The sequence below is a fragment of the Streptomyces sp. NPDC057617 genome, from assembly GCF_042800555.1.
Classification (GTDB): Bacteria; Actinomycetota; Actinomycetes; order Streptomycetales; family Streptomycetaceae; genus Streptomyces.
Genome location: NZ_JBHVGV010000013.1, coordinates 126045 through 144060 on the forward strand (window position 1 = coordinate 126045; position 18016 = coordinate 144060).

An 18016-nucleotide genomic window follows, 5' to 3' on the forward strand; every position below is an offset into this window, starting at 1 on the left:
GGGAGCGTGGGCGGGAGCGTGGCTGGGAGCGTGCTCCGTGGGGGTCGGTTCGCATGCCCACGACACTCGACGGGCGCGCTGTCACCGCAGTGTGGTGAGCCTGTGACCTGCCTGTGAGTCGGTACGGGACTGAGGGGGCAGGCCGGGCCGCCCCTGAGCGGCGGGCTGGCACGGGGTAGCGGGCTGGCACGGGGTGGCGAGGGCCGGAAGGCGTACGGCGAAGACGGTCCGGCCGGGCACGCTCCGTACGCCCACGGTGCCGCCGTGCGCGGTGACCACCGCCTGGACAATCGCAAGACCGAGCCCTGTGGAGCCGGCCGCGCGGGAGCGCGAGGCATCGCCGCGTGCAAAGCGTTCGAACACATGCGGAAGGAGCGCGGACGGAATACCGGGCCCGTCGTCCTGGACTTCAAGAACGACGGAGGAATGGAGGGAGGGGCGGGGGGTGGGGGCGGGGGGTAGGGGGGCCGGAAGCTGAGCGTCGTTCTTGGGCGCGCGGGCGCCTGCCGGGACGCGGTCCCTTCGGAGCGCCTGGTCACTTCTGCGGACGCGTGCCGTGACCGTCGTACCGGGAGGTGTGTGCGTACGGGCGTTGGCGAGCAGATTGACGAGCACCTGGTGGAGCCGGGCGGCGTCGCCGTGCACGGTGGCGGGAAGACCGTCGGGTTCCGGCAGTTCAAGGCGCCAGTGATGGTCCTGGCCCGCGGCCCGGGCGTCGCTCACCGCGTCCACGACAAGGCCGGCGAGATCAGTGCTCTCGTACGAGAGCGGGCGTCCGGCGTCGAGCCGTGCCAGCAGCAGGAGGTCCTCGACCAGGCCGGTCATCCGTTCCGCCTCGGACTCGATCCGGCCGAGGGCGTGCCGGGTGTCGGGGCCGGTCTTCTCGTGGCCGCGCCGGGTGAGTTCGGCGTACCCGCGGATCGAGGCCAGCGGTGTCCGCAGCTCATGGCCCGCGTCGGCGACGAACTGCCGTACGCGCATCTCGCTCTCCTGCCGGGCGGCGAGCGCCGAACCGACGTGCCCCAGCATCCGGTTGAGCGCGGCGCCGACCTGTCCGACCTCGGTACGGGGGTCGGCCTCGGCGGCCGGGACGCGTACCAGCGGGGCCACTTCCCCGCTGTGCAGCGGCAGTTCGGAAACCCGGGTGGCGGTCGTGGCGACCCGCCGCAGCGGCCGCAGCGCGACCCCGACCAGGGCGCCGCCCGCGATCCCCGCGGCGAACAGCCCGGCCACGGTGACGCAGATCTCCACCAGCACCAGGGTGTTGAGGGTGTTCTGCACCTGGGTGAGCGGGACGCCGACCAGGAAGCGGCCGTTGCTGCCGGTGATGTACTCGATCCGGTAGTCGCCGCGGCCGGGCAGGGTGACGGTGTGCGGGCCGCCGTCGCGCGGGACGGTGGCGAGGACAGCGGTCTCGGCGCGGGTGAGCGGCTTGTCGGCGATCGGACGCCAGGATTCGTCGGAGTCCTGCTGGATGCTGACCACGGCCCGGCTGATAGCGCCGCCGCGTGTCACCTCCGCGCCGACGGTCCCGACGGGCGCACCGCCGCCGGTCACGATGCGCAGCGGGTCCTTGCCGCTGAGTGGTTCGATGCCGGGCTCGTCCGGCGCATCCGGCGCGTCCAGCGCATCCGGCGCGTCCAGCGCATCCGGCTCCTCGTTCACCGGCCCTTCGCCGGCCGGACCCTCGCCGGCCGGGCCTGCTTTCGGGGGTCCGGCGGCCCGCGTGGCGATCGCTCGTACCTGCCCGTCCAGTTGGTCGTACAGGTACGAGCGGAACGCGATGGTCGTCACCGCACCGATGACCGCCGCCACCACCGCGATCAGCGCGACGGCCGAGACCACAAGCCGGGTCCGCAGGGACCACCGCCGCCGGGGCGCCCCCTTTCCGGCCCTCTTTTTGGCTTGGCACCTTCGCTCACCGGGGTGCGTCGGCCGGCTCGCCGGGCTTGATCAGATAGCCCGCTCCCCGCCGGGTGTGGATCATCGGCGGGCGTCCGGCGTCGATCTTCCGGCGCAGATAGGAGATATACAGCTCGACAACATTGGCCTGGCCGCCGAAGTCGTACGACCAGACCCGGTCCAGGATCTGCGCCTTGCTCAGCACGCGGCGCGGATTGCGCATCAGATAGCGCAGCAGCTCGAACTCGGTCGCGGTGAGATGGATGGACTCGCCGCCACGGCTGACGTCGTGGCTGTCCTCGTCCAGGGTCAGATCGCCGACGACCAGCAGCGACTCACCGCGGACGGCCGCCGCGCCGGACCGCCGTATCAGTCCGCGCAGCCGGGCCACGACCTCCTCCAGGCTGAACGGCTTGGTGACATAGTCGTCGCCGCCCGCGGTCAGCCCGGCGATCCGGTCCTCCACGGCGTCCTTCGCGGTGAGGAAGAGGACGGGCACCTGCGGGAGTTCGCGCCGCAGCCGCCCCAGCACGGCCAGCCCGTCCATATCGGGCAGCATCACATCGAGCACCACCGCGTCGGGCCGGAAGTCCCGGGCGGACCGCACCGCGCCGGCACCGTCGCCCGCACTGCGCACCTCCCACCCTTCGTAACGCAGAGCCATGGACAGCAGCTCGGTGAGCGAGGTCTCGTCGTCGACAACCAGAACGCGGACGGGAGCGCCGTCCGGCCTGAGCATTTCGGTGCGCCCGCGGGGCGAGGTGATGGTCATGCTGCTCAACCCTGCGGAGCACCTCTGAGAGCGCTCTTTCCGGATCCTGTGAATTCCCTGAGAAACGTTCCGAGGGCACCGCGGCACCCGGCCGCACCACGCCGGACCGCGCTTGGGCCCTCAGCCTGCCCTCACCCAGCGGCCCATCCTCACCCGTCTTCCAGCGCGAAGAGCCGGGCACCGTTCTCGTAACAGACCGCGCGCAGCCAGTCGTTGCCCAGCTCCAGCCGTTCCAGGGCCTCAAGCTGGTGGAGGTACGAGTACGGAATGTTCGGGAAGTCGCTCCCCAGCAGGATCCGGTCCCCCAGGTCGGCGAGCCGCCCCCGCGCCTCCCGGGGAAAGGGCGCGAAGCGTTCGCTGAAGTCGGTGAACGCCATGGTCGTGTCCAGCCTGACCTGCCCGTACCGCTCGGCCAGATCCAGAAAGTCGGTGTACTCCGGCATCCCGAGATGCGCCACGATCAGCGGCAGCCGCGGATGGCGCGCGAGCAGCCGCCCGACCGGTCCGGGCCCGGTGTACTTGCCGGGCGCGGGCCCCGAGCCGCAGTGCACAACCACCGGCACCCGGGCCTCGGCGAGCAGCCCCCAGACCGGTTCGAGCCGCTCGTCATTCGGGTCGTACGCCCCCACCTGCAGATGCGCCTTGAACACCCGCACCCCGCCCTCGACAGCCTCCCGTACGTACGCCTCGACGCCCTCCTCAGGAAAGAACGTCGCCGTAGACAGACAGCCGGGCGTACGAGCCGCAAACTCGCCGGCCCACCCGTTCAACCACCGCGCCATGCCCGGCTTGTGCGGATACAACATCGACGTAAACGCCCGCACCCCGAACCCCCGCAACAGCGCGACGCGTTCGTCCTCCTCATGCCGATAACTGATGGGCCACGCCATCCCGGTGAGCGGCCCCACAGCATCGAAGTAGGCCCACACCTTCCTCAACACCCGCTCGGGCATAAAGTGCGTATGAACATCAACCAGCCCAGGCAACCGACTCCGCCCCAAGAACCCCCGCACCCCCGCGCTCTCCCGCTCACCCATCCCCCGCCCTTCCCTTCCCCTCATAGCGCACATCACCATGCTTCCGGAGCCGTAGGCTCCCGCCCGTCCATGAACCGGGTGTCCAGGATCACCAGCCCGCCGTCGACCGTGGCGAAATACAGATCGGCCCCCGCAGCAACAACCAGTCGCCGCCCACCAGCCCAAGCCCCGTGCCCGTTGGCCGACGCCACCCCTCCGAGCCCGGAGACCCGTTCCGACCAAAGCAGCCCAGACTGCGACGCTTCGCTCCGTGGAACAAACATCAACTCCCTCGCACGGCTGGCCGAACACCGCAGCCAGCCACGCCAACGAGCCCCTCGACGGTGATGTCGGCCCTCATCACCCCTGACCCCAGCCACCCGCAAAAGACACGATGGGATCATTTATGAATAAAGCATCAAAAGAGACATTTTGCCGTTTTGGGCATGTCGGTACCGCTTAGCTGATAATCATGCCACTACAGCTTGCACTCACCAGGAGGTTGAAATGCTTCTCACAGATCTCTGCTCAACGCTTGGCAGTTCTGTCAACTGGTACGGATTACAAAGTACCGAATATGGAATCAGGGAAGAGCGAGAAGAAAATCTGAACTATGAGGTACCGGAAGTTCGGGAAGTATCCAACTGCGCACCACTAACACCATCACTTTTGCTAATCACTGCACCCGCTGCCGTAGGGAAGAGCACCGCAGCCTCCTTCATGAGCAACAGACTTAATGCCCCTATCCTCGATCTCTCCCGCCTGCAAGTCGGTGACGGAACACTCGAGGGGGCTTTAGCAAAATCACTCGGAATTAGAAAGAATGCCGAGTTCTCGGAGGCCATGCTTGAAAGTGCCGCAACGCTAATCATAGACGCACTTGACGAAGCAGAAGTCAGATCCGGACAAGCAAATTTTCGAGCTTTCGTGCGCGGCGTCGCAGACACAGCTTCACAGATCTCTGGAAATAGCGCCGCAATAGTCATCCTATCTCGCGCAGAAAGTTCTCGAACCCTACAGGATCTCTTCAGCGAGAGGGGTCTTCAATATGCACACTATGAGATCAGGCCATTCGGAAAAACTCAAGCCGAACGGTATCTTGAGAGGAGAATCAGCGACGTATTCCGCCGTCGAGGTAAAGATTTGTTCCATTTGAGGCACGCCCAACCCTATAAATCAGCGCGGGACAGTCTGTTTTCTGTCTTGGCATCAGCAATCACACAGAACGCGGGCGATGTTTGGAGTAATGCGGAGGTTCGTGATTTTCTCGGATACGCGCCAGTTCTTGACGTTGCCGCAGAATATTTGGCAGTTGAGAACTTCTCCAATCTCGGAAGTTCAATCAGCCAGTCACAGGGAATCAGTTTTATGCACTGGGATCTCGTCGCTAATGTCATTGACCAGTTGCTGCTGAGGGAACAGACTAAATTTTTTCAACAGTACAGCGAGACTGAAGCGTTCCAACCTAATGCACATGCAACACTCAGGCCAGTTCTTTATTCACCCGAGGAGCAATGCGCCCGCCTGCTTGACTACGTCGAGAACATGAGGCTGGACCTGGACATTCCAGCAACTCTTCCTCCGGAACTACGAGAATCCTACGAAGCGGCCGCCGACACGCAATTGTCCAATCACCCATTCCTTCGAGGGGAGGGCTGGTTTAACGTAATCTTCCGTGATTATGTCACGGCGCGCGCACAGAGCAGTGCTCTCACCTCTAGTAAGTCGTCTCAGGCCATCAGAAAGAATGTACTTACCACCGGGTGGAAACATTCACCAATGTATGCATTCTTTTCATACAGCTTGGGCCGCACCGCTATGGAAAATTCCTCCTCTTGCCATTCCGAGGACATCGGTGCTCTGTATGAGTCTTTGAAATCCGTGTGTGAGGCCGAAGATCGACTCCTTGTTACCGTCGGCAGAGTAGGTAACCGCCTCATTGCCACCTTCTCGATATATCGCGAAAAAGTCGACACGCAAGCGACACCTCTCAATTTCATCACCCACGAAGGAACTACAAGTGTTTCATTTCCGCGAGAGCTGAGTAACGCCAACATCTGGAGCGTCCCGGAGGTGACCTTGGGCGGAGATCATTCATCATTCAAGTTTGGCCCCAACGTTTATATTTCATGCGGTGATCTACTTTTATCTTCAAATGAAATCCAAGCCTACGTAGAGAAGGATGAGAGTCCCATTCTCCTAACGGTTGGATCACTGACTAGCGATAACGTAAAAATCCAGGCAGACCCCTCCGAATTCTTCGTAATTTGCGAAGACGATCTAACCTTTCCGTGGTCCAGGTACCAGCGTCGACTTGATGTAGGCGGACTAGCCGCCGATGCCCGCGAAAGCAGAGCCCTATATTTGGAGTTCAGGAGAATTGTATTGCGATTCAAAGACGCAAAGAACGGAGAAGCTGCAGTTTATCAGCCAATGATGGACAATCTGGTAGTAGGAACCAATAAGAGAGCTAGGATGATCTTGGATTATCTCCAAGAAATGGGCTACGTGAAGCTTTCGAGCAGTATGTACTTGCTGGATTTGGCCATCTTTGCACAATTGGGAATCTCGCGTTCACAACTTCGTGACCTCGATGCGACGAACGCCGCAACTCGCGTCTCCAGGAATATTCTTGAATATTCTAAGAAACGACCACCCAAGGTGTAGTCACATGGAGCAGATCCGGCAGGATCTCTACCTGGATCTCGAATGGTACGATCTGCCATTGACCCTGTGTTCCCGGGCAGGTTTTTTACCTGTCCGGGAAGTTGGTAATTAACCCCTGGACCTCATTCGGCACAGACCAATAGAAAGTTGTTGCTCAGGATTCCGTTGGGATGTGCCAGAGCGAGACTGTGCACTGCTCCGGGTGGCTGGCGATCAGTAGGCTCTGAGGTATTAGCGCTGGGCGCCCAGGAGTGACGGCTTCGGGGAGGCGGCGGAAGGTTGTGTGGGGAATCTGCGACAGGCACACCTCTGTCTCGCGCTGGGTGACCTGGTCGTGAATCATCTCGGGTCGAAATCCTTGGTGAGACTGGATGCCCAGCCAGGCAGCCTTGTTGCATTTGTGGTCGATTTCTGATTACCCGCAGATCTCACAGCTGAGCCGTTCCGCCTCATGAACACTGGCCGTTGACATCACTCCACGGGCCAGGCGGTTGCGTCTCAACACCTTGTCCATGGCCGCTTCATGGTGGTCGGACACTCTTCACACACTTCGCACGGACCGCAAACTCCGCGGGCCGTGGCCGTGGGCATCGCTGTCGCTTCGGGCAGGGACTATTCCAAGCGGCAAGCGTAAGTGCGTCGGCGAGCAGGCTACGGGGGCGTGGTTCACAGCTCTCAGCGAGAATGTCACTGCCGATGTCCAACAGGTCAATGACCGTCAGGGCCAAGTGCAGTTGTTGCCTGATGCCTGCGGTGCCGCGCTCGGGATCGATGAACACAAATGGCTGCGGGAGTTCTCAGACCCGACGGGGAAGCATGGAGCCGACGGGGACAGGGAAGCAACGTCGGTGGGCCCATGAACGACTCGGGGCCATGGACCTCTGCCCGCTGCCGGAGCCGGTACCGCGGGCAGGTCGCCGTTCCGCAAGCTCACCGCTCGGCACGAGCCGGCATGCTCTCTGGACGGCAGTTCGCGGATGATCTGCGAACTGGTCACCAACGCCATCACCTACGGAGTGGCCGAAGAGGAGTGGCGTGTTCGGGTGAACTGGTGGTGCGAGAACGGCCCCTACCAGTAAACACGCACAACCCCGGCTTTGCCACGAATATCCGCATGCGCCAACCAGCCGCCGCCACACACGGCCGGGGGCCGCACCTGGTCAACAAACTGTCCGACAGCCGGCACGCGAGGGCGAGTCCCGGCGGAGGACGGAGGTGCCATTCGCCATCCACAGGCGTGGCCGCCGCAAGGCTAGTACTCCAATTGCAGTTTGCTATCGTCGCTGGTCAGGAGCCTGTCTCCGAGTGTAGCGAGCTGACAGTCCGTCATCTGGCGGGAGTTCGTGACCGGCGGTGCTCGATCGATGTTGTTCTGATCGTGCAAGATGATGTGTGCCCTGATGTGTGGGCGGGAGAGCTGGACGAGGCGCTGTTGCGGGTTGGCCACCGGTTTGGGCGGGCTGATCTTCGGCGGCGGATGCGAGACTACGTGCGGGCACTGCTTGGGCCCGTTGGTCGGAAGAACAGCTGGCAGCTTGCTGAGTACGCAGGTCACAGTGCGCCTCATGGGTTCCAGAACCTTCTCAACCGTGCACTGTGGGATGTGGACTCCGTCCGCGACGATGTGCAGGCATATGTGGCCGAGCGGCTTGGCGAGCCCGACGGTGTCTTGGTCATCGACGAGACAGGGTTTTTGAAGAAGGGCGACACGTCGGCCGGAGTGCAACGGCAGTACTCAGGCACTGCGGGACGCACCGAGAACTGCCAGGTCGCGGTGTTCGCCGCGTATGCCTCCCGACGAGGCCGGACGCTGGTGGACCGGGAGCTGTACCTGCCGAAGTCCTGGACGTCCGACCGTGAGCAGTGCCGGGCGGCGAAGGTGCCTGACAGCCGTGGTTTCGCCACCAAGACCGAGCTGGCCCGGACTCTGGTCGCCCGGGCACTGGCCTCACCGCTACCCATCTCCTGGGTGACCACGGATGCCCTCTACGGTCAGGACTGGCACTTCCGCCGCATGCTTGAGGAAGCCGGCCTCGGATACGTCGTGGCAGTGCCGAAGTCGCAGCAGATCAAGTCGCTCGCCGGTTGCTGGCGCATCGATCAGCTCATCGGCGACGCACCCGATGATGCATGGGAGCGGCTCTCGTGCGGGGACGGCGCCAATGGCCCCCGCCTCTATGACTGGGCAGCCGCTATGGCCGCCAAGGGCGGAACGGAAAGGGGGCCGCAGAAACGGATCTGCTCTCGCGCCCCTCACCCTGGCAGAAATCCGAAGACTCATGGCAACTTGCCGCCCCAGGGCAGGACAATAACGGCACATTGATCAGGTACTGAGATGGTCCCGATGGCGGCGCCGTCACCAGGCGACTGCCAGACGCTGTCACTACAAGCGTCGCACCCCCGGTCACGAACTCCCCGCCACATGACGGACTGTCAGCTCGCTACACTCGGAAACAGGCTCCTGACCAGCGACGATAGCAAACTGCAACTGGAGTACTAAAAGAGGTCAGCCGAGATGGGGTCGCTCACGGTGCTGCAGGAAGTGGCGGATCCGGAGCCGCTGCGTGTGGTGCATTGGCAGTTGATCGATCTCTTCCGGCTGGACGAATCGCAGCTCTGTGGACTCGTCCGAGATCGCGAGTTGGCCGCCGACCGTGCGGGCGGTGAAGCAGACGTTGAACTGTCGGCGCACCTCACCGTCCGAGTAGGCGATGACATGGCGAGGGTCGGTGTACGTGCCTACGAGCCCGGTGATTTCCACGTCCAGGCCCGTTTCCTCCTTCACCTCGCGGACAGCAGTTCCCGGAAGCGAGTCGGTCATCTCCATGCCGCCACCAGGGAGAGCCCAGAGATGTCCCGCCGGCGCTGAAGGAGAATACGTCCTTCGTTGTCGATCACCACGGCGGACGCGGCGACCACCAAGCTGTTCGGCTCGGGCGCTGCTGGGTCGTCGTAGTACTCGGTCCGTGCCATGGTCACCCTTCTTGTACCGGCGTCGCGGTTTCCCACACCGCATCGAAGCTGCTGGCGTAGGTGTCGAACATGCTGCCCTCTCCGCTGCGCCGAAGATGCCACACGGGAGCACCGTAGGTATTCACGCCCCAGACATGGGCATTGACCATCACCTGATCGTCCGCACGATAGATCGAGTTGTAGAGCGTGGTGGCATGAGTCCGCACCTCGAAGCCGGATACCCCGGCAAGTGGGCGATAGTGCATGAGGGCAAGTCGGCACCGGGACTCAGTCCCGTGGCCGAACTTCCCTTCCGTGCCGCGCTGTTGGACATTCACGCTGTCCGGATCGCCGATCGCGATACGGACCGCACACCCGTCGGCAGCTCGCTCTCGCAACAGGTCGTTGAGCCGCGGGTATGCCTCGTGCAGGAAGACGGCGGCATACACCAACACGTCGATCTGCTCGTGGGCTTGGGCCAGCATGTCCACGAAGGTGGAGACAGGGATGCCCGCCCGCTGGTCGTAGAGAGCCACAAGTTCCGGGCTGACGGCGCGGGCAGGGCGTGCCTGCCGGAGTGCGGGCCATAGAGCGTGCACGTCTTCTCCCAGCGTTTCCGCTGCCAACAAGGCCGTAGCACGGCGCGGCGTACGCCCCAAATTGACCCATCGTTCGACGGACTTGGGATCGACTTCGACCTTGTTCGCGAGGGCGGTGAACGTCCAGCCGCCGGCCGCCGTGGCAGCACGTAGCCTCTCGTTCGGCATCCCGATCTCTCCCAACCCCCGGGGACGGCACCAGGGACGTTCTATCCGACACGGGACGTCCCGAAGTGGGGTTTGTCAGTGGTTCCAAAGTCCTGATGGGCGGCAGGATGCTCGTCCGCATGGCGAGCAACCAGCAGACCAGACCAGGCATCGGTGAACTGGCGTAGGACAGTGCCAGTGGACTTATTAGCGTCGTCATGGGTGAGGTCGGCGCCCGGGTGCAGATGTAGACCGGCCGCGCGATGGTCGGTCAGGATTTGTTCGACAGCCTCACGCACTTCGTGGTCGTCCACAACGGGCAGTCGCGCGAGCGGGCCGAGCGGATCACAGACCAGGCGGTGGCCTTCGTGGTCACCGCAGCAACCGCCACCGTCTCCATGGTTCCGTCGGACGACGTGGATCTCGGCCTGCACGCGCTCATCCTGCACACGAAGGAGTACGCGGAGCTGTGCGAGCGGCACGCGGGCCGCTTTCTGCACCACAACCCGAAGCCGGGCGGAGGGTCCCGTGACCCGCAGAAGGTTGCCGTCTCCGCACACGCGATGAAGGCGGCCGGGTTCATGGTCTTTGACGACCTGTGGACCGTGGACGGCACGAACCTCGCGCAGTGCGACTCGGACTGCGGCCGACCGTACGGTCAGGCGCAGCGACACGACACCAGCGACGCGGTCGGCCTCGATGCGAGATTGGCCGCGTTGCCCGGAAGGAGAAGAGACGTTGTCCGGGACACCCCCTGAACTGCCGAGCGTCGTGCTCGACGCACTCATGCCCAAGACTCAGCGCCTGGTCGTCAACCGCCGGGGCTCAATGGTCTGGAAGGTCGAGAGCCATCGGGGTCGGTACGCCGTGAAGGTCGGTTACCCGATCGAGGCTACGGCCGACTGGCCCGCCCAGCCGTGGACGGCACTCGCCCCCGCACGCGAAGGTGCCGTGCTGAACCGACTCCGCTTCGATGACTTCGCGTACGGCGAATGAGAGCGGGGTACTTGGAACTTCCAGCCGTGGCGCAAAGGGTCCGACCTCTACGAGCTGTGGAAGCCCTGTCGCAAGCCGGACTCTCGTATTGAACCGCACACCAGTGTGACCCTCGGCTGCATAGGGGCGCTGGCCGAACTGCACGGCAAGGGCTGGGCCCACGGCGACGTGCAGCCCGCGCACTTCATCATTGGGCCAGAGCGGACGCACCTCATCGACCTGGCCTTGGCACGGGGCGGGCACGTCCCCGAGGGGTACGACTTCCCGTTCCGCGGCTGCCTGGTCCACTACGAGGCACCCGAGATCGCCCGGAGCGTGCTCGCCACCGGGGAGGCCGAGCCGACCCAGGAAGCCGACATCTACGCGCTCGGTGCCTCCCTGCTCATCTCCGCTACCGGCTGGCGGGCCATGGAGTACCCGGATGACTCGCCCCGCGCAGTGCAGAGAGAGGCCGTGGCGAACGGTCGGCGGCGACCGGTGAAGGCACCCGGCGAGCTGGGAGAGCTGATCGGCGCAATGCTCAGCCATGCACCGGAGGACCGGCCCACCATCTATGAGGTGGGCAAAGCCCTGAGCTGATTACGATGCGTCGGTTCATCGGCGCCGCTCGTGCGGCTACGGCCGACAAGACAAAGACCGGGCTGCCCCTCGGCCTGGACAGCATTCCGGGTGGTCCGGGCGCGGAAGCCCTGACTTGTCGGCGACGTGTTGAGGGGTGACGGCAACGATCCGGGCGATGACGACGGCGCGGCCGGTGGCCTCGTAGCCGTCTGATCCGCCGCCGAACGCGGTTGCCGTCGTCGTACACCGCCGTACCGACACACGTCAGAGGCCCTCAGGATTTCTCCTGAGGGCCTCTGGGCTGCTGTGCACTCGGCAGGATTCGAACCTGCAACCTTCTGATCCGTAGTCAGATGCTCTATCCGTTAAGCTACGAGTGCTTGGCGTTCCGGGGTTTTGGGGCCGGTCTGCGTTGCGGGGACAACATTACATGACCTGCGGCGCCAGGTGAAATCCATTCCCTGCACCTGGCCTGACCTGCGGAAACAGTCGGAATCGGCTCGGAAACGACCGAAGCCCCGGCCGGGTGGCGGGGCTTCGGTGATCTTTGCGCGGAGGCGGAGGGATTTGAACCCTCGATGGGCTTTAAGGCCCAAACCGCATTAGCAGTGCGGCGCCATAGACCGGACTAGGCGACGCCTCCAGCATCACCCGCGCGTGCGCGAGTGGTGTGCAGATGATGACACAGCCAGGTGGGGTGTCACCAATCGCTCCTCACGGTACTAGGCAGGTGGGGCGGAGAGCAAAGCCCTTCCGGGTGCGCAACGCCGGGGCTTGACGCGCGTTAGAGATGTCGGGGGCCATCCCCCTGGGTCGGTCCCTCCGGATCGGTCCCCCGGATCTGTCCAGCGGATCCGTCGGCCGTCATCCGTCGCCCGCAGCAGTCCCGGTCCCGGGCCCCCCGGCCCGTGCCCCGCGCCCGTACCTCCTCAGGAGCCCCCATGTCCCGTCGCCCCGTCCTCGCCGCCGCCGTCTCCCTCGCCGCGGCCGCCGCCGTGCTCGGTGTCCTCGCGCCCCCCGCCCTCTCGCACGACGCCCCCGTCCCGCTCCCGCCCCTGGAGGCCGGCGCCGGCCAGGCCGCCCCCCACGAGCCCGCCGAGCTGACCGTCGGGGTCGCGCACAGCGGGGTCGCGGGTGGGGACGGTACGTACAAGCTGACCTGCGGGCCGGCCGGTGGGACCCATCCGCGGGCGCGGGCCGCGTGCGACCGGCTGGCGGAGCTGGCCGGTGCCGGGCAGGATCCGTTCGCGCCGGTGGCCGCGGGCGCCATGTGCACCATGCAGCACGGCGGCGACGCGACCGCCCGTATCACCGGCACCTGGCGCGGCCACCGCGTGGACGCCACCTTCAGCCGGAAGAACGGCTGCGAGATCGCCCGCTGGCGCACCCTGGAGCCCGTCCTCCCCAACGCCGGGCGCTGAAGCAGTCACCGGCCGCCCCCGACACGCCGCCCTGCGACACGCCCCGTAAGGGAAATCCCAAGAGATCCCAGAGATCCCAAGAGATCCCGACAGATCCCGAGCCCATTCCGGGGCCATTCGCACAGAACCCTCATGAGGGCTCCGGCTCATCCGCCGCCGCGGTCACCTCCCCAGCCCTTAGACTCCCTCCAGTGACATGCCGGGACCCGAGAGGCAAGATGGGTGCGGCCGTCCGCAAGGTGCAGTGGTTCAGGGAGGAAGCGTCGTCGTGAGCAGCAGGCCATCCCGAGGCGCTGCTCGCCTCGCGGCGATACTCGACGCACTCCCCGACGGCTTGGTGCTCGTCAACGCCAACGGCACGGTCGTCAACGCCAACACCATCGCGCTGGAGATGTTCGAGACCCCCGGCACCGCGCTCGTCGGCCGCGGGCTGCTCGATCTGCTGCCCCAGTTCGACTCCAAGCTGATCCCCGGCTCGATGCGCCGCCCCGACACCGCCGACGCGCGCGGCCGTACGAAACCGACGCGCATGATCGCGCGGCGCACGGACGGCGGCGAGTTCCCGGCCGAGGTCACCAGCGCGAGCCTGGAGGACGGCAGGGACGCGTACAACGACTCGCACAGCTACACCGGCGACGAGCTGCTGATGCTGGTCGTACGGGACCTGTCCGGCACGGTCGACACCGAGGCCGAGCTGGCCCGCTCGCAGCGCCAGACCGAGATGATCCTGCGGGCCGCGTCCGAGGGCGTGGTCGGTACGGACACCGAGGGCCGGGTCGTTCTCGTCAACCCCGCCGCCGCGCAGATCCTCGGCTTCCGCGCCAGCGACCTCGGCGGCCATCAGCTCCACCCGCTGATCCTGCACTCGCGCGCGGACGGCGAGCCGTTCCCGTACGAGGACTCGCCGCTCGCCGACACGCTCAGGTCGGGCCGCAAGCACCGGGTGCGCGGGCAGGTGCTGTGGGCGAAGAACGGCAAGCAGGTGCCGGTCGATCTGACGACCGCGCCGGTACGGGACGGTGACCAGCTCGTCGGCGCCGTGATGACCTTCACCGACCGCCGCCCGTACAACGAGCTCACCGACCGGCACGCCGCCGAACTGGCCGAGGCCGCCGAGCGCCACACCGCCGAGCTGACCGCGACGACCGAACGCCTCACCACCGAGCTGACCGGTACGCGCGACCGGCTCACCGCCGAGCTGGCGGAGGCGGCCGAACGGCACGCGGCCGAGCTGGCGGACCGCAGCGACCGGTACGCGGCCGAGATCGAGGAGCTGACCGAGCGGTACGGGGAGCTGGCCGGCAGGCACTCCCAGCTCACCGCCGTCCTCGGCGAATCCCTGCGCGGCCCGCTGGAGGAGCTGCGCGGCGAGCTGGGCACGCTCGCCGCCGACCCCGCGGGACAGCTCTGGCCCGAGGCGAACCAGATCCTGCACCACCTCGCCGCCGGATATGCCCGGATGACGACGCTTGTCGACAATGTCCTCGGCTATCAGCGGCTGGACGCCGGTACGGAGCAGCTCACCAAGACGAACGCCCTGCTCGACGCGGTGGTCGCGGCCGGGGTGGAGGGCGCGATCGAGCTGATCGGGCCGGGCCGGGCGCAGTTCGCGGTGCACGCCCCGCCGATCGAGGCCGAGGTGGACGGGGCGCGGCTGGCGACGGCGCTGGCGCATCTGGTCGCGGATGTGGCCGGGGTCGACTCGACCGGCCGGGCGCGGCTGGTGCCGGGCGGCGGATATGTCGACTCGACGATCGTGGTGGCCGCGGCGCAGCGCGGTGATGTCGTACGGATCGAGGTGCGCGGGCCGTTCGCGGGCGGCGATCCGGTGCACGAGCCGATTGTGCGAGGAATCGTACGAGCACACGGTGGCGTGTTGCAGACGCATGAGATGCCGGGCCTGGGCGGCAGCGCCTATGTGCTGGAGCTGCCGTTGGGCGAGGGCGCGGGTACGGTGCCGCCGCCCGCCGCGGCACCGGCGCAGGCCCAGCCCGCGCTCCCCGCGCAGCAGCAGGGGCCCGGGACGTCGGGTGGCGGCAGGCGGCGCGCGCGGCGGGCGTCGACGGACGCGTTCCTGGACGGGCCGGGCGAGGAGGTCGCCGGGGAGCCCACGGGACGGCGCCGGGCGCGGTCGGCCGAGACGGGAGCCGGTACGTCGGGCGGGTCCGGTGTGCCGTCGGTGCCCGGTGCGTCCGGCGCTCCCGGAGCCGAGGGGCAGCGGGAGCCGGCTGCGGCGCAGGACACGACCGGGGGCGGTGGCAGCACCGGTGGCGGTACGGGGCGCCGGCGCGGGCGGCCGAGTCCGGCGGAGGAGACCGGCGGCGGGGCGCCGGGGGCCGGTTCCGCTCTTGCGCTGCCTGGCGCCGCGCCTTCCGAAGGGTCGGTCGTGACGGCCGCCGAGGGCGCGCATCCGACCGGGCGGGCGGCGCTCGGCCAGGCCGTACCGCCGCAAGGTGTGCCGGTGGACGCGGCGGCGGCCGGTACGGGACGCCGGGCGCGGCACGGCGGACAGCGGGCACTTCCGGCGCTGCCTGCCGGACCTGCCGCACCAGCGCCGGCGCCGGCATCAGCACCCACGCCCGCGCCTCTGGCCGCCGGGCCCGGGGCCGCCGCGGGACCTGTCGTACCACCGTCGCCCACGCCGGTCGCACCGCAGATCCCGGCGCCGATGCCGGCTCCGGTGCCCGGCCCCGTACCGAACCAGCCTTCCGCACCCGCGTCCGCTCCGGCTCCCGCGCCGCTGCCGCCCGCGCAGCCGCTGCCGGGGCAGTCGGTCCCTGGACAGCAACCGGGACAGCCACTGCCCGGGCAGTCACTGCCGGGACAGCCACTGCCTGGGCAGCCGGTTCCGGCCGGGGCGCAGGCGCCGGGGCGCCGTGCCCGGCGGGCGCTGGCGCCCGCGCAGGAACGGCATGCCGGGTCCGCGCCGGCGGCCGAAGCGGACGGGGCCCGCAGCGCGTTCGCCCTGCCGCCCGCCGCCGCCGACCGCGCCCCGGCCCAGGCTCAGGCCGCCGCGCCGAGCCGGCCGGCCGCGCAGGACGCCTCGCTTCCGGGCCGCCACGACGCCGTACGTACCGAACCGGACGCCGACCACACCCCGCCGCAGGCCCACCCGCTGCCCTCAGGACGCCGCCGCGCCGGTACGGGCGGTGCGGGTGGTACGGGCGACATCCCGGCCGCGCCGCCCGAGTGGCCGGGGGCCGCCGGGGGCGCGGACGGCCGTACGAGCAGCGGTACCGGCGCGATGCCCGTCGACCCGAACGGCTGGGGGGCCACCCCCGGCGCGGGCCCGGTGCCGGGTGCGCCGGCCCCCAACAACGCCATGTCCAACGGCCAGGGCATGCCCACCACTTCGGGCTTCGGCATGATGACCGGCCCTCCCGGCTGGCCGGACGACCCCCGCACCAGCGGCGCGGGCACGGACGGGCGTACGAGCGGCGATACGGGCAGCGTCCCCGCGGCACCGGGCGTCCCAGGCACACCGGCCGTCTCAGGCGCACCTGGCATCCCCGGCGCCCCATCCGTACCGACCGCTCCGGGCGAGTCCGCCGTCACCGACCCCCGGCGTGGCGCACATCAGCCACTGCCGCCCGCCCAGCCGCTCCCCGAAGAGGCACCGGTCTCGCCGGACTCCACCCAGGGGCGTGCCTTCAGCGTGCGGACGCTCGGCCAGGGCGTTCCCTTCGCACAGCAGCTCGTCCCGCCGCAGCCCCAGCCCCATCAGCCTCACCAGCCGCAGGCCCCCCAGGGATCTCAGCCGCATCAGCCCCACCAGCCCCAGCAGTCGCACCAGCCCCCGGGGCCCCAGGGACAGAACCCCGGCCAGCCCCCCGCCACATCCCCCGGCCGCCGCCGCAAGCTCGGCACCCCGCCGACCGACAGCGACGACCGCGCCGAGGGGACCGGCAGGGCCGAGGCCGGCACCAGGCCGCACCCCCAGTCCCCGCCGCCTCCCCAGTCCCACCAGCTCCACTCCCCTCAAGGACCCGCGCAGCCACAGCCCCAGAGCGGCCGCCCCCTGAGCCCGCCCCAGCCCGGTCCCGACCGGCCAGGCGGCTCCCAGGGCGGTTCCCGGATGTCCGCCGCCCACTCCGAGGGCCGTTCGTACGCGATCGGCGCGCCCGACGAGGGCGCCGAGGGCCCCGAGCCGCTGGACGGCCCCGGCGGCGCGGTCGAGGTGGCCAACCGCCCCCAGCCCCGCCCCGTCGACGACGAACTCCCCCCGGAGCCGCTCGACAACCCCCGCCGTCTGCTCGTCTGGCCCGCGCCGGACGTCGCCACCCAGCAGGCGCTCAGCGACCGCGGCTACCGCCCGGTGGTCGTGCACTCCCGCGAGGAGGTCGACGCCCAGATCGCCGCGTTCCCCGCGGCCCTGTTCGTCGACCCGCTGACCGGCCCCATCACCCGTACCGCCCTCCAGTCGCTCCGCCAGGCCGCGGTCGCCGCCGAGGTCCCCGTCCTGGTGACGGCGGGTCTGGGCCAGGCGACCCGCGAAGCGGCGTACGGCGCCGACCCCGCCGTACTCCTCAAGGCCCTGGCGCCGCGCGACAGCGAACAGCACCCGTCCCGCGTCATGCTGATCGAGGAGCACGAGGAGATCGCGTTCGCCCTGACGGCCACGCTGGAGCGGCGCGGTATGCAGGTCGGCCGCGCGGCCACCGACGACGAGGCCGTCGCCCTCGCCTCCCAGATGCGGCCGAACCTGGTCGTCATGGATCTGATGCAGGTACGGCGCCGGCGCGCGGGAATCCTCGACTGGCTGCGCGCGAACGGCCAGTTGAACCGGACCCCTCTGGTCATCTACACCTCGGCGGGCATCGACCGCGCGGATCTGCCGCGGCTCGTGTCGGGGGAGACCGTACTGTTCCTCGCGGAGCGCTCGACCAGCGCCGAAGTCCAGTCGCGGATTGTCGAACTGCTCGCGAAGATCGGGACGAATTGAGCGAACGGGCTGTACGGGCCGGACTGACGGACTGAGCGGAC

Annotated in this window: 8 protein-coding genes, 2 tRNA genes and 4 pseudogenes; 6 read left to right on the plus strand and 8 right to left on the minus strand. The window is 67.7% G+C overall.

Annotated elements, in window-relative coordinates:
• Positions 1 to 81: 81 nt before the first annotated feature.
• The 3 genes from ACFU9P_RS28310 to ACFU9P_RS28320 form a co-directional block, all read right to left on the minus strand.
• Positions 82 to 1845 (minus strand): ATP-binding protein, encoded by a 1764-nt coding sequence (locus ACFU9P_RS28310; protein WP_384086080.1) that lies wholly within the window; start codon positions 1843 to 1845, stop codon positions 82 to 84.
• A gap of 73 nt (positions 1846 to 1918) precedes the next feature.
• A complete protein-coding gene (locus ACFU9P_RS28315; protein ID WP_376381488.1) occupies positions 1919 to 2674 on the minus strand; it encodes a response regulator transcription factor in 756 nt (251 codons plus the stop codon).
• Between the two features lie 149 nt (positions 2675 to 2823).
• Positions 2824 to 3711, minus strand: coding sequence for an amidohydrolase family protein (locus ACFU9P_RS28320; protein WP_384086083.1), 888 nt, complete (start codon positions 3709 to 3711; stop codon positions 2824 to 2826).
• Positions 3712 to 4197: 486 nt separating this feature from the next.
• Here ACFU9P_RS28320 and ACFU9P_RS28325 point away from each other — a divergent pair, with 486 nt between their 5' ends.
• Positions 4198 to 6357 carry a hypothetical protein gene (locus ACFU9P_RS28325; protein ID WP_384086085.1) on the plus strand — a complete coding sequence of 720 codons (2160 nt, stop codon included), beginning with the start codon at positions 4198 to 4200 and terminating at the stop codon, positions 6355 to 6357.
• Between the two features lie 521 nt (positions 6358 to 6878).
• Here the strand turns inward: ACFU9P_RS28325 and ACFU9P_RS28330 are convergent.
• Positions 6879 to 7139, minus strand: a pseudogene (locus ACFU9P_RS28330) (DUF1152 domain-containing protein); the annotation flags it as partial.
• Positions 7140 to 7471: 332 nt separating this feature from the next.
• Between ACFU9P_RS28330 and ACFU9P_RS28335 the strand changes: the two are divergent.
• Positions 7472 to 8680, plus strand: a complete 1209-nt coding sequence (locus ACFU9P_RS28335) for an IS701 family transposase (protein WP_384086088.1) — start codon at positions 7472 to 7474, stop codon at positions 8678 to 8680.
• Between the two features lie 183 nt (positions 8681 to 8863).
• On the opposite strand, the pseudogene ACFU9P_RS28340 reads toward ACFU9P_RS28335, so the two are convergent.
• Both ACFU9P_RS28340 and ACFU9P_RS28345 read right to left on the minus strand, forming a co-directional pair.
• A pseudogene (locus tag ACFU9P_RS28340) lies at positions 8864 to 9330 on the minus strand (NUDIX hydrolase).
• Positions 9331 to 9332: 2 nt separating this feature from the next.
• The gene (locus ACFU9P_RS28345) at positions 9333 to 10076 is read right to left on the minus strand and encodes a helix-turn-helix domain-containing protein (protein WP_384086091.1); all 744 of its coding nucleotides are present in this window, start codon (positions 10074 to 10076) and stop codon (positions 9333 to 9335) included.
• Positions 10077 to 10318: 242 nt separating this feature from the next.
• On the opposite strand from ACFU9P_RS28345, the pseudogene ACFU9P_RS28350 reads away from it, so the two are divergent.
• Positions 10319 to 10720: pseudogene (locus ACFU9P_RS28350) on the plus strand (glycine-rich domain-containing protein); the annotation flags it as partial.
• Positions 10721 to 10793: 73 nt separating this feature from the next.
• A pseudogene (locus ACFU9P_RS28355) lies at positions 10794 to 11630 on the plus strand (protein kinase).
• Between the two features lie 289 nt (positions 11631 to 11919).
• Here the strand turns inward: ACFU9P_RS28355 and ACFU9P_RS28360 are convergent.
• Both ACFU9P_RS28360 and ACFU9P_RS28365 read right to left on the minus strand, forming a co-directional pair.
• A tRNA-Arg gene (locus ACFU9P_RS28360) sits at positions 11920 to 11992 on the minus strand.
• Between the two features lie 172 nt (positions 11993 to 12164).
• A tRNA-Ser gene (locus ACFU9P_RS28365) sits at positions 12165 to 12255 on the minus strand.
• Positions 12256 to 12553: 298 nt separating this feature from the next.
• Here ACFU9P_RS28365 and ACFU9P_RS28370 point away from each other — a divergent pair.
• Both ACFU9P_RS28370 and ACFU9P_RS28375 read left to right on the plus strand, forming a co-directional pair.
• The gene (locus ACFU9P_RS28370) at positions 12554 to 13033 is read left to right on the plus strand and encodes an SSI family serine proteinase inhibitor (protein ID WP_384086093.1); all 480 of its coding nucleotides are present in this window, start codon (positions 12554 to 12556) and stop codon (positions 13031 to 13033) included.
• 268 nt (positions 13034 to 13301) lie between these two features.
• A complete protein-coding gene (locus tag ACFU9P_RS28375; RefSeq protein WP_384086096.1) occupies positions 13302 to 17975 on the plus strand; it encodes a PAS domain-containing protein in 4674 nt (1557 codons plus the stop codon).
• Positions 17976 to 18016 lie beyond the last annotated feature (41 nt).